12 protein-coding genes and 1 pseudogene are annotated in these 12,480 nt (G+C 64.1%); 8 read left to right on the forward strand and 5 right to left on the reverse strand.

The features are described 5' to 3' along the window. The first annotated feature begins 58 nt into the window (after positions 1 to 58). The 6 genes from AC1D0I_RS00980 (at position 59) to rpsP (ending at position 5,665) form a co-directional block, all read left to right on the forward strand. A complete protein-coding gene (locus AC1D0I_RS00980; RefSeq protein WP_477392471.1) occupies positions 59 to 1,156 on the forward strand; it encodes a zinc-binding metallopeptidase family protein in 1,098 nt (365 codons plus the stop codon). A gap of 64 nt (positions 1,157 to 1,220) precedes the next feature. Next, complete coding sequence (locus AC1D0I_RS00985; protein ID WP_477392473.1) at positions 1,221 to 1,817, forward strand: DUF1236 domain-containing protein; 597 nt, start codon at positions 1,221 to 1,223, stop codon at positions 1,815 to 1,817. A gap of 145 nt (positions 1,818 to 1,962) precedes the next feature. Continuing rightward, positions 1,963 to 2,955, forward strand: a complete 993-nt coding sequence (locus AC1D0I_RS00990; RefSeq protein WP_477392475.1) for a lysostaphin resistance A-like protein — start codon at positions 1,963 to 1,965, stop codon at positions 2,953 to 2,955. A gap of 286 nt (positions 2,956 to 3,241) precedes the next feature. After that, a complete protein-coding gene (ffh, locus tag AC1D0I_RS00995) occupies positions 3,242 to 4,834 on the forward strand; it encodes a signal recognition particle protein (RefSeq protein ID WP_477392477.1) in 1,593 nt (530 codons plus the stop codon). Between the two features lie 7 nt (positions 4,835 to 4,841). After that, the gene (locus AC1D0I_RS01000) at positions 4,842 to 5,168 is read left to right on the forward strand and encodes a chorismate mutase (protein ID WP_477224730.1); all 327 of its coding nucleotides are present in this window, start codon (positions 4,842 to 4,844) and stop codon (positions 5,166 to 5,168) included. Between the two features lie 95 nt (positions 5,169 to 5,263). Then, complete coding sequence (rpsP, locus tag AC1D0I_RS01005) at positions 5,264 to 5,665, forward strand: 30S ribosomal protein S16 (protein ID WP_107651942.1); 402 nt, start codon at positions 5,264 to 5,266, stop codon at positions 5,663 to 5,665. Between the two features lie 79 nt (positions 5,666 to 5,744). Here the strand turns inward: rpsP and AC1D0I_RS01010 are convergent. The 3 genes and pseudogenes from AC1D0I_RS01010 to AC1D0I_RS01020 form a co-directional block, all read right to left on the reverse strand. After that, a pseudogene (locus AC1D0I_RS01010) lies at positions 5,745 to 6,254 on the reverse strand (SRPBCC family protein); the annotation flags it as partial. Positions 6,255 to 6,271: 17 nt separating this feature from the next. Next, positions 6,272 to 6,682 carry a DoxX family protein gene (locus AC1D0I_RS01015; protein ID WP_477392479.1) on the reverse strand — a complete coding sequence of 137 codons (411 nt, stop codon included), beginning with the start codon at positions 6,680 to 6,682 and terminating at the stop codon, positions 6,272 to 6,274. Between the two features lie 184 nt (positions 6,683 to 6,866). Beyond that, positions 6,867 to 7,772, reverse strand: a complete 906-nt coding sequence (locus AC1D0I_RS01020) for a bestrophin family protein (RefSeq protein ID WP_477392481.1) — start codon at positions 7,770 to 7,772, stop codon at positions 6,867 to 6,869. Between the two features lie 180 nt (positions 7,773 to 7,952). Here AC1D0I_RS01020 and AC1D0I_RS01025 point away from each other — a divergent pair, with 180 nt between their 5' ends. Next, complete coding sequence (locus AC1D0I_RS01025; protein ID WP_477392483.1) at positions 7,953 to 8,360, forward strand: ACT domain-containing protein; 408 nt, start codon at positions 7,953 to 7,955, stop codon at positions 8,358 to 8,360. Between the two features lies 1 nt (position 8,361). Here AC1D0I_RS01025 and AC1D0I_RS01030 read toward each other — a convergent pair whose 3' ends face one another. Continuing rightward, entirely contained in the window at positions 8,362 to 8,820 is a 459-nt protein-coding gene (locus tag AC1D0I_RS01030; protein WP_477392485.1) for an N-acetyltransferase family protein, read from the reverse strand. A gap of 198 nt (positions 8,821 to 9,018) precedes the next feature. Continuing rightward, the gene (locus AC1D0I_RS01035; RefSeq protein ID WP_095083968.1) at positions 9,019 to 10,053 is read right to left on the reverse strand and encodes an aspartate-semialdehyde dehydrogenase; all 1,035 of its coding nucleotides are present in this window, start codon (positions 10,051 to 10,053) and stop codon (positions 9,019 to 9,021) included. A 442-nt stretch (positions 10,054 to 10,495) separates the two neighbouring features. Between AC1D0I_RS01035 and AC1D0I_RS01040 the strand changes: the two genes are divergently transcribed. After that, positions 10,496 to 12,373 (forward strand): DEAD/DEAH box helicase, encoded by a 1,878-nt coding sequence (locus tag AC1D0I_RS01040; RefSeq protein ID WP_477392487.1) that lies wholly within the window; start codon positions 10,496 to 10,498, stop codon positions 12,371 to 12,373. The last annotated feature ends 107 nt before the right edge of the window (positions 12,374 to 12,480 follow it).

Consider the following 12,480-nt stretch of genomic DNA (forward strand, 5'->3'; position numbering starts at 1 on the left):
CGCGTTGGGCACGGGCCGCCGTGCACCTATATGCTGGCTCTGAAGGTTTGAGACCAACATGAAACTCTTCGACTGCCCGCATTGCGGCCACCGCCTCTATTTCGAGAACGCCCAGTGCCTGAACTGCTCGACCTTCGTGCTCTACGATCCCGAGCATGCGCGTTTTGCGCTGTCGGGTGTCGACGGCATCTTCCAGTGCACCAATGCGGATGAATGCGCCTGCAACTGGATGGCCGAGCCGGGGCAGGCTTTTTGCCGCGCTTGCGTGCTGAACCAGCTGATCCCGGATCTGTCGGTCGACGGCAATCGCCGCCGCTGGATCCGCGTCGAGGCGGCGAAGAAGCGTGCCATCTATTCGCTGCTCGCCGTCGGACTGCCGGTCGCGCCCAAGCAGAACCCTGCGGACGAGGTCGGCCTTGCCTTCGACTTGCTGGCCGATCCGATCGGCGGCGGTCCCGGCGGCGAGCGCATCCTGACCGGCCACGACAATGGCCTGATCACGCTCAACGTCGCCGAAGCCGACTCGGCCGAGCGCGAAAGGCGGCGCATCGAGATGGGCGAGATCTATCGCACCTTGCTTGGCCATTTCCGCCACGAACTCGGCCATTACTACTGGGATCGCCTGATCCGCGACGATCCCCAGAGGCTGGAGTCCTTTCGTGCGCTGTTCGGCGACGAACGCGCCGATTACGAACAGGCGCTGAAGACCTATTATGCGAGCGGCGCGCCACCCGACTGGCAGCAAAGCCACATCTCGGCCTATGCCACTTCGCATCCGTGGGAGGACTGGGCGGAAACCTGGGCCCACCACCTGCACATCACCGACACGCTGGAAATGGTCCATGCGCTGAACTTCCCGCTCGGCCGGCTTGAGACCGTGGAGGCCAACGACTTGCCGCAAGGCGACACCGGCGGTGGATTGCAGGCGGCGCCCTCGGAGCCTGCCGCAGCACCCGAGCCTTTTGAAAAGATCCTCGCCCGCTGGCTGGTGCTGTCGGAAGCCTCCAATTCGATCAACCGCTGCATGGGCCTGCCCGACCTCTACCCCTTCGTCATTTCAGATGTCACGGCGCGGAAATTGGCCTTCGTTCACGAACTTCTGACTGATTTGCCAAGGGAAGCCGGAACAAATCGTGAGTTGGCGCAGGCGTTTTAGCGGGAACGCATGCGCCACTGCCCCGTTTTCGCTGGCGAGGGACCATGAAAACGGAGAGAAAACCATGAGATCCGTATTGTTTCCCGCAGTCGCTGGAATGCTGACGATCATGTCGGGCGCCGCGTTTGCCGACACCGCTGTATCCGCCGTCACCGATCTTAACGTGCGCGCCGGCCCCGGTCCGCAATATCCGGTGATTGGCGTGCTCGCCGCCGGCCAGTCGGCGACGCTCAATGGCTGCATCGAAAACAGCAAGTGGTGCGCAATCGCCGAAGCCGGCGGCCAGGGCTGGGTCTATTCCGACTATGTGACGGCTGATTTCGGCGGCAGCCGGGTGGTGCTGACGCAACGGCCGCACGGTTCCAGAGTCGCGATCGTCTCGCCGCCGGAGGGCTACTCGACCGACTACACCGGAGCGATCATCGCCAGCGATCCGCTCAACGATGCCTTTCCCCCGCCTCCGACCGAGGTCAGAACCTATGTCGGCGCGCATCGCCTCGACCCCGTCTATCTAGATGGCGAGGTGGTGACCGGCGCGACCTTGCCCGACACGGTCGAGCTGCGCGAAATTCCGGACTACAGCTATCGCTATGTGTATGTGAACGGCCAGCCGGCACTGGTCGATCCGTCGACACGGCGCATCATGTACGTGGTGCGTTGACGTTAACGGGGTGACCGCTGCGAAGTGCAGCGGCGGTCGCCCTTCCAGCATGTCGCCACGTCGGATCGGTTCGAGAGTCGTCGAAGTCGGCGCCGGCGCTCGCCGAACGGACATGATTGCGCGCGAGACGGCGATCTCCTAGATCATGCGACCTGAAGCACTTGCCCAAGGAATTCGCGTGATCGACCCTGCCGACTTCGAACGCTACCGGCATTCGCCGAATGCCAGGACGACCTTGCCGCGCCTGTTCGTGGGAACGGCGATCGTCGTCCTGTTCTGGGCCGCAACGACCGTGGCCGTGCTGTTCGGCGGCGCCTATCTCTTCTTCACCTGGCAGGCATCTGCGGCTCCGTCAGCCGATGGAGCGATGCAGGACTTCCTCGCCTCGCCGATCGGCATCCTCACCGCGCTCACCTCTTTTGCCGGCATCTGGATCGGCCTGTGGATCGCCATGCGCTGGGTTCATGGCGAGAAGCTGTCGGCACTCTTCAGCGTCAGCCGTCGTGTTTCGCGCTCGGGCTTCCTCAAGGGGCTGATCGCGGTGCTGATCACCTCGTTTCTGTCCGAAATCCTGCTTTATCTGCTGCAGCCCGAGATTGCGCGCGGCCCGATCAGCCTGTCGTCCTGGCTGTTGTTCCTGATCCCGATCGTCGCGCTCACCTTGCTGCAGACATCTTCGGAAGAGGTGCTGTTTCGCGGCTATCTGCTGCGCGGTCTCGCCAACCGGTTCAAGAGCCCGTTCATCTGGGCGTTGCTGCCGGCCCTGCTGTTCACCTCGCTACATTGGAGCAATAACTCGTCGGCGGCCATCAACGCCTGCGTGCTGGCCTCGGTCGCCGCTTTCGCGCTGCTTTTGACGCTTGTGGTCTATGCCACCGGTAATCTCGGGGCTACGTTCGGCGCCCATCTCGGCAACAATCTGAGCGGCTTCCTACTGATCTCACACCAGCAGAGTTACAATTCCTTCGCCTTGTTCAGCGCCAAGCCGCTCGAAGGGCCGGGCTGGATGGTGTCGGATGCAATTCTCATTGCCTTTATCGGCATCGCCTGCAGCCTGTTGACGGTTGCGTTGCTGTTGCATCCACGCTCGGTCCTCAAGGTCACGGCCGACCGTTCGGAAGCGAGCGGCGCGAATTGATTCCGCTCGGGCGACGCGATCGGCATGGGCGTCAACCGGGCCTTGTCTTGACTCTGCCGCCGATTTCCTGTCTACACGCCCCGAATTCCGCGACGAGTATCCCTCCGAGCAAGCCGACCAGGACGCCGAAGCCTCTTTGAGGTGAAGTGCTGTAAATCGATCCTGGAGGCCAACACCCGGCAGCGCTGAGCGCCCCCGGGTGCTTTTTGGTTTTGGCTTTTGCTTGGCGACCTGGCGCGAACGCATTACCTCTCGGGTCGAATGAACCGGGATCAAAGGACGCAAGATGTTTGAATCGCTTCAGGAGCGCCTTGGCTCCATCCTGAACGGCCTGACCGGCCGCGGCGCGCTGTCGGAGGCTGATGTCTCGGCCGCGCTGCGTGAAGTGCGCCGTGCGTTGCTCGAAGCCGACGTGGCGCTGGAAGTGGTGCGCTCCTTCACCGACAAGGTGCGCGAGAAGGCCGTCGGCGCCGCCGTGGTCAAGTCGATCAAGCCCGGCCAGATGGTCGTCAAGATCGTCCATGACGAGCTGGTCGAGATGCTCGGCGCCGAGGGCGTCGCCATCGACCTCAACGCGCCGGCCCCGGTCGTCATCATGATGGTCGGCCTGCAGGGCTCCGGCAAGACGACCACTTCGGCCAAGATCGCCAAGCGCCTTTCCGAGCGTCAGAACAAGAAGGTTCTGATGGCCTCGCTCGACACGCGCCGCCCGGCCGCGCAGGAGCAGCTGCGCCAGCTCGGCGAGCAGGTGAAGGTGGCGACGCTTCCGATCATCGATGGCCAGTCGCCGGTCGACATCGCGCGGCGTGCCGTCCAGGCGGCCAAGCTCGGCGGCCACGACATCGTCATTCTCGACACCGCCGGCCGCACCCATATTGACGAGCCGCTGATGGTCGAGATGGCCGACATCAAGAAGGTGTCGAGCCCGCACGAAATCCTGCTGGTCGCCGACTCGCTGACCGGCCAGGACGCCGTCAATCTGGCCAAGAGCTTCGACGAACGCGTCGGCATCACCGGCCTGGTGCTGACCCGCATGGACGGCGACGGCCGTGGCGGTGCTGCCCTTTCCATGCGCGCCGTCACCGGCAAGCCGATCAAGCTGATCGGCACCGGCGAAAAGATGGACGGGCTGGAGGAATTCCACCCCAAGCGCATCGCCGACCGCATTCTCGGCATGGGCGACATTGTTTCGCTTGTCGAAAAAGCAGCCGAGAACATCGACGCTGAGCAGGCGGCGGCGATGGCCAAGAAGATGCAGTCGGGCAAGTTCGACCTGAACGACCTCGCCGGCCAGCTTCAGCAGATGTCGAAGATGGGCGGCATGGGTGGCATCATGGGCATGATGCCCGGCATGGGCAAGATGAAGGACCAGATGGCCGCTGCCGGTCTCGACGACAAGATGTTCGGCCGCCAGCTCGCCATCATCTCGTCGATGACCAAGGCCGAGCGCGCCAACCCCGATATCCTCAAGCACTCGCGCAAGAAGCGCATCGCCGCCGGTTCCGGCACCGACGCCGCCGAGATCAACAAGCTCCTAAAAATGCATCGCGGCATGGCCGACATGATGAAGGCTATGGGCGGCAAGGGCAAAGGCGGCGGCCTGATGCGCGGCATGATGGGCGGCCTTGCCTCCAAGATGGGCCTCGGCGGCATGATGCCGGGCATGGGCGGCGGCATGCCCGACCTGTCGAAGATGGATCCCAAGCAGCTCGAAGCCTTGCAGAAGCAGGCACAGGCGGCCGGCCTCGGCGGCATGAAGGGCCTGCCCGGCGGTCTTCCCGGCGGCGGTGGCCTGCCTGGTCTGCCCGGCGGCATGAAGCTTCCGGGGCTTCCCGGCATGGGCGGTGGCGGCCTGCCCGGCCTTGGCAAGAAGAAGTGAGGACGCGATGAACGAAGAAAAGGACATGGCTGACGCACGCATCATCCTGGCCGACTATCGCGCCTCGATCGACAACATCGATGCCGCCCTCATCCACATGCTGGCCGAGCGCTTCCGCTGCACCAAGGCGGTAGGCGTGCTGAAGGCGACGCATGGCTTGCCGCCGGCCGACCCGGCGCGCGAGCAGCAGCAGATCGCCCGCCTTCGCCAGCTGGCTAAGGATGCGCATCTCGACCCGGATTTCGCGGAGAAATTCCTCAACTTCGTCGTCCGCGAAGTGATCCGCCACCACGAACAGATCGCCGCTTCCAACGGTGTGACGAAAGCCGGCTGAGAAACCAGTGCATATCGCCCAAAACTGCGCAGCGGCTTTGGGATAACGAAAACCACAAACCAACTAACGAAATCAGAGTTTTTAGGAGAAAAGAAATGCCCTTGAAGATCCGACTGGCCCGTGCGGGCTCGAAGAAGCGTCCTTACTACCACGTTGTCGTTGCCGACGCCCGTTCCCCACGCGATGGCCGTTTCATCGAGTCGCTCGGCTCGTGGAACCCGCTGCTGCCTAAGGACGGCGAGCGCGTCAAGGTCGACGCCGACCGCGTCAAGCATTGGCTGTCGCATGGCGCCCAGCCGACCGACCGCGTGCTGCGCTTCCTCGACGAGGCCGGCCTTGCCAAGCGCGACGCCCGCTCCAACCCGAAGAAGGCCGAGCCGGGCAAGAAGGCGCAGGAACGGGCTGCTCTGCTGAAGAAGGCGCAGGAAGACGCTGCCGCCGCTGTCGCGGCCGCTGCAGCTGCGCCGGCCGAGGCGGAAGCCGCCACCGCCGAATAAGTATTGCCGTATCGCATTCACGAAAACGGCGGGCCTGTGCCCGCCGTTTTTGTTTGAACGCCGCCCGCCCAAGTCTATTTTTCGCCGAGGCGAGGCCGGCCTCGAAATCCTTGCCTATCAAAGTGTCGAAGTTCATGAACAGGCCCATCAGCTTTGCGATGAAGGGCCGACTGCCGCGCATCGCCCAGGTGACGGCGGTGTTGTCGCCCGAAGGCTTCAGAGTGAAGTCGACACTGTTGTTGGCCCTGAACGGCTTCTCGAAGTCGAGCTTGAGCGACACCAGCGAGGACGGCACCGAATTCGTGATCTCCATACGTCCCTTGCCGGCCTTGGCATTGCCTTCCCAGGCATAGGCCGCGCCCTTGCCGCTTGTCGGGCCGGAGAGCGTGCGCTTCATCTGAGGGTCGAGCTTTTCGTAAGGCGACCATGTCGGCCAGCGGCTGAAATCATTGATCAGCGGAAAGATCGCTTCCGGCGGGGCCTTGATGCTGGCCGTGCGGGTGGTGACGAAATCGTTTGGCCGTGTTGCCGCATAGATAAGCACGGCGGCGATGATGACGACCAGGATGATGAGGATGGTGCCGAACATTTCTCTCTCCTTCGTATCTATCGGCTGAACGGGATCAGTGCGCGCACCCGGGGGTCGCGCAGGTACAGGCCGCCCCACAGGATGACGCCGAGATAGACGCCGAACAGCGTGTGCGAGAACAGCGGGTTGTCGACACGCACATTGGTGGCGATGGCGCCGCCCATATAGGCGGTGAGCAGGATGGCGCCGAGCAGCGAGGTGCGCGGCAGGGCGTAGAGCGCGGTCGAGATCAAACCGACGATGCCGAGCATGCGCGCGACATTGACGTCGGCCGGCCAGCCGAGCGGCACCATCGTCTGCGTGACGATGTCGAGCGGCGGCAGTTTGATGACGCCGTCGAAGACCATGAACAGCACGATGACGCCGCTGAGTGCGCGGCCGGTCCACAGGGCGCCCGCCGAGACGGGCGCGGTTTCGGAAATGCTCATAGTGTTTCCTCCAAGTTTCGAGCCCTATACACTGGGGTCAAGCCAAGGACGCGGTATGCGTCGGCGATCCGACACGGGTAGGATTCTTTTTGGCGCCGGTGGCAGCAAAGCCGTTCTGCTGCGATCCTTCGCCAGCGTTCGCGCTTCCACATCGCGGCGGCCGACAGAACCCTGTGTCGAGCACCTAAGAAAAATAGAACTTCTCGGCCGGCAGCATCTTCGGCGGCGTCTCGCTCAGCGCTTCGAATACCGAGATTTCGCAGACGCGGCAGAGACCGTCGAGGGCGAGGTCGTTGGCCTCGGTGCCGAACGGATCCTCGAGTTCTTCCGAAAGCGCGTCGAGGCCGAAGAAGGTGTAGGCGATCAGCGCCGTGAACAGTGGCGTCGCCCAGTCGGCGGTCGAGATCAGGCCGATGGGCAGAAGCAGGCAGACGATGTAAGCCGTGCGATGCACCAAAAGCGTATAGGCGAAGGGCAAGGGCGTGCCGGCGATGCGCTCGCAGCCCGCCTGGATGGCGGTGATCGATGCCAGCCTTTCATCGAGGATGCGGAACCCGATCGGATCGAGCTGACCGGCCCGGCGCTGCAGGTTGGCGCGCCGGCCCATGCGCCTGACCATCTCGTCCGCCGGGTTGGCAAAGTTCGCGGCCGTATCCGCCTCGGCGGCGATGAACGCACGGGCGTCTTTCATGCTGTCGATCTTGCGCAACTGGCCGCGCAGGAAATGACAGAAGGCGAGCGCCTCCATCAGCAGCGCGCGCTGTTCGGCCGGATCGGCGATGAGACTGGTGGTGGCACGCGCCAGATTGCGGATTTCGAAGACCAGCGTGCCCCACAATTTGCGCGCCTCCCACCAGCGGTCGTAGGCGGCGTTGTTGCGAAACGACAGATAGATCGACAACGTGACGCCAACCAACCCAAAAGGCGTGATGTTGAAGACGCTGAAATCGAGATGGAACTGGCGCGCCGCGGCAAGGATGACCGCGGAATAAAGCGCGAAACCCAGGATCTGCGGCAGGATGCGTGGCACCACCGAACCGCGCATGACGAAGAACAGCTGCAGGAAGGTGGGGCGCGGGCGAACGATCATCGAAAGACCTTTTCACGGACCGGCATCGGCCCTCAGCTTCGCTATTGTGCGAGGCAACAGGCGGGCAAGCTCAGCCGTCAGCGACATCGCCATGTCGTGCCTGCAGCCGTGCCACTATCGGCATCCTTCGGCGGAAGATATTGAAGGGCCTGCGTCCTGTATCAGGCGAGAGAGGAAAAAATGCCCGGCGAGACCGATCTGAAGACACTGCTGGCATCGATGACGCCGGAACTGCTGGCCGGCACCTATGTCTTCGCCACGCTGGCGCCCGGCATTGCCCAGCCGGAAGGCCTCGCACCGATGATGATCTTTCGCGAGCGCGAGGGCGTGACGCTGATCGTGACCGAGGATGCGGCCAGCGCTGCGGGGCTGACCGCTTCTTTCCGCTGCCGGATGGTGACGCTGAACATCCATTCGTCGCTGGAAGCCGTCGGCTTCCTCGCCGCCATTACCACACGGCTGGCCGCCGCTGGCATGGGCGTCAACCCGGTCTCGGCTTTCTATCACGATCATCTGTTCGTCCCCGCCGACCGGGCGGAGGAGGCACTGGATTTGCTGCGCCAGTTGGCCAAGGACAGCGCCGGCTGAATCAACGCCTGCGGACAAAGAGGATGTCAGGCAGGCATTCCTCGTTGTTGGTGCCGTCGCCAAAACCCTCGGCAACGAAGCCATGGCGCTCATAGAAGCGCTGGGCGCCGGTATTGGCTTGGAAGCAGTGCAGCCTGACCACCGGCAAGGCGGCTGTCGTGTTGATCAGCAACCGGCTGCCAATGCCTTGTCCCGTCCAGGTCGGATCGAGATAGAGCTGCTCCACCCATTCACCGCCGATGGCAATGAAGCCGACAACGGCCTTGCCGGCCCCAACGACCGTCACCTGCTGCCGTGGCAGCACGACATCGCGGATGAAGCCAAGGTCCTCGTCCGGCGTATGGATGACTGGCATCCAGTCGAACGACCCAAGCGCCGCCCGCATGAGCTTTGCGATGGCGGTTGCGTCCGAACCGATGGCCGGACGCAGGATGATATCTAAGGGCTGAGTGTTAGTCATGAAGGGAACGCCAACGTCTCATTCCGCTGGAACACCCCTCATCCGTCTCGGCGCTACGCGCCGATCCACCTTCTCCCACAAGGGGAGAAGGAAGAAACGCCCGGCCGAAGGCCGAGCCTGCGACCGCGGGCCGCCGGCTTTCCGGCGCCCCCGCGGAGGGCCAGCCGCGGCAGCGGCGATACGGCCCGTGAGCGAAACCTAAGCCGCCTTCTTCTTCGGCTGGATCAGGCCGCGCTCGACCAGCAGCTCGGCGATCTGCACCGCGTTGAGCGCCGCGCCCTTGCGCAGATTGTCCGCGACGATCCACATCGACAGGCCGTTGTCGATCGTCGAATCCTCGCGGATGCGCGAGATGAAGGTGGCGTCCTCGCCGGCCGATTCCAGCGGCGTGATGTAGCCGCCGTCCTCGCGCTTGTCCAAGACCTGGCAGCCCGGCGCCTCGCGCAGGATATCGCGCGCCTCGTCGGCGGTGATCGGCTTTTCGAACTCGATGTTGACCGCTTCCGAATGGCCGATGAACACCGGCACGCGCACGCAGGTCGCCGTCAGCTTGATCTTGGGGTCGAGCATCTTCTTGGTCTCGGCGACCATCTTCCACTCTTCCTTGGTGAAGCCGTCGTCGAGGAAGACGTCGATATGCGGAATGACGTTGAAGGCGATGCGCTTGGTGAACTTCTTGACATCGACCTGGTCGGCGACGAACACGGCGCGGGTCTGCGTGAACAGCTCGTCCATGCCTTCCTTGCCCGCGCCCGACACCGACTGGTAGGTGGCGACGACGACGCGCTTGATGGTGGCGAAATCATGCAGCGGCTTCAGCGCCACCACCAGCTGCGCCGTCGAGCAGTTCGGGTTGGCGATGATGTTCTTGCGCGTGAACAGCGAGATCGCGTCCGGGTTCACTTCCGGCACGATCAGCGGCACATCCTGGTCGTAGCGGAAGGCTGACGAGTTATCGATGACGACGCAGCCCTGCTTGCCGATCTTCGGCGACCATTCCTTGGAGACGTTGCCGCCGGCCGACATGATGCAGATGTCGGTGTCGGAAAAATCATACTGGTCGAGCGCCCTGACCTTCAGCGTGCGGTCGCCGAACGACACTTCCGTGCCCTGGCTGCGCCGCGAGGCCAGCGCCACAACTTCGCTCACTGGAAAGCCGCGCTCTTCCAGTATGTTGAGCATTTCCCGGCCCACATTGCCCGTGGCACCGACGATCGCAACCTTGAAACTCATAAGATCTCCTGTCCCTCTCCGCTCGGTTTTTGGAGAAAACCCGCCGGCCGAAGCGGGTTCCGTCCCCCGGGCCGGACCCGGGAGAGGGTGGTTAGGCCAAGGGAATCACACCGTTTTGGTGGTGGTTTTGCCAGTTTTGGCCAAGAACACGGTTTTGCTGGAACGAGAAGACGCGACAACGCGCCCGGCCCAATGATTTGCATTGTGGCCAGGGAAATCGAATGCAAGAGGAGCCATCAAAAGGCCGCGCATCGAAAACGTCCTGTTCGGTGCCGGCTTTTACGCGGTTTGCGTCAAGAGTCAATTGCCTGCCGTCCGGCCACTTGCCCTGTACAATGGTGGCGGCAAGAAGTACGAACAGCCAAGATTGTTTGGCTGGCGCTGCGTCAGCCCCGGCACGTGCTCGATGACGAGCGCAGACCCCGAATTCCGAAAGAGTGAGATGTCCAACTTCGAAGCTATTGTCCCAGCGCTAGCCAGGGCGCTGGAAAAGCGCGGCTATTCCGAACTGACGCCGGTGCAAAAGGCGGTCCTGGCGCCCGAACTGGGGCAGGCCGATGCGCTGGTGTCGGCGCAGACCGGCTCCGGCAAGACCGTGGCCTTCGGCCTCGCCCTGGCGCCGACCCTGCTGGGCGACGCGGAGCGCTTTTCCCAGGCCGCGGCGCCGCTGGCGCTGGCGGTGGCGCCGACACGCGAGCTGGCGCTGCAGGTGACGCGCGAGCTGGAATGGCTCTACGAGCTCACAGGCGCCACGGTGGCGTCCTGCGTCGGCGGCATGGACATGCGCACCGAGCGGCGCGCGCTGGAACGCGGCGCCCACATCGTCGTCGGGACGCCCGGCCGCCTGCGCGACCACATCACGCGGCACTCGCTCGACATGTCGGCGCTCAAGGCCGTGGTGCTGGACGAAGCCGACGAGATGCTCGATCTCGGCTTTCGCGAGGACCTCGAATTCATCCTCGACGCCGCACCGGCCGAACGCCGCACGCTGATGTTCTCGGCCACCGTGCCGCGCTCCATCGCCACGCTCGCCCAGGGTTACCAGCGCGATGCCGTGCGCATCTCGGCCGCCGGCGAGGAAAAGCAGCATCTCGACATCGAATATCGGGCGCTGAGCGTTGCCCAGGCCGACCGCGAGAACGCCATCATCAACGTGCTGCGGTTTTATGAGGCCAAGAACGCGCTGGTGTTCTGCAACACGCGCGCCGCCGTCAACCATCTCACCGCACGCTTCAACAACCGCAACTTTTCCGTCGTCGCGCTGTCGGGCGAACTCAGCCAGAACGAGCGCAGCCATGCGCTGCAGGCAATGCGCGACGGCCGCGCCAAGGTCTGCATCGCCACCGACGTCGCGGCGCGCGGCATCGACCTGCCCAATCTCGAGCTGGTGATCCACGCCGACCTGCCGACCAACCCGGAGACGCTGCTGCACCGCAGCGGCCGCACCGGACGCGCCGGCCGCAAGGGCGTCAGCGCGCTGATCGTCCCCAACAGCGCCCGCAAGCGCACCGAACGGCTGTTGCAGAACGCCGGCCTCAAGGCGACATGGGCCAGCCCGCCCTCGGCCGACGACGTGCTGCGCCGTGACGATGAGCGCATCCTTGCCGACCCCGCCTTCAGCGAGCCTGTGAAGGATGAGGAACGCGGCTTCATCGGTGAGCTTCTCGAAAAGCATGGCGCCGAACAGGTGGCGGCGGCCTTCGTGCGCCTATGCCGTTCGAGCCGCTCGGCGCCGGAAGATCTCCTGGAAATCGCGCCGTTCACGCCGTCTCGTGAAAGACCGGCGGGCGAAAACTTCGCACGCCGCGATGAAGCGCCCAGCCGCCGCGACGATTTCGGCGCCAGCGTCTGGTTCTCGCTGTCGGTCGGCCGCCGGCAGAATGCCGAGCCGCGCTGGCTGATCCCGATGCTGTGCCGCGCCGGCAGCATCAGCAAGCGCGAGATCGGCGCCATCAAGATGCAGCCGGAAGAGACCTTCGTGCAGATCGCGGCCGACTGGGCCGACCGCTTCCTGGCGGCGATCGGTCCCGACCGCAAATTGCAGAACAACATCGTGGTGAAGCGGCTGGACGGCACGCCCGACCTGTCGCGGGCCGGCTATCAGCCGCCAAGCCCCGACAAGAAACCGCATCGCGGCAAGGCGCCTTTCGACCCGAACGTGCCGAAGCGCAAATTCGAGAAGCGTGCACCGGCACCGGCATCAGCTGATCAGCGCCCTGCCGCATTCGAGGCAAAGCCGTGGGCCAAAAAGCCGGGCAAGCCGAAGTTCGAAAACATCGGCGCGCCGAAACACAAGAAAGCGAAGAAGCGGCCCTCGTAAGACCTGGGGCGGCTTCACCTGACCGCAAGACGCGGGCCGCATCCCAACGCGGCCTTGCCCATAGGCGCGGCCCTGTGTCACATCTTGGCCGGGACGTGGCAAGCGGG

This window comes from Mesorhizobium sp. P2_D1, from assembly GCF_056404455.1.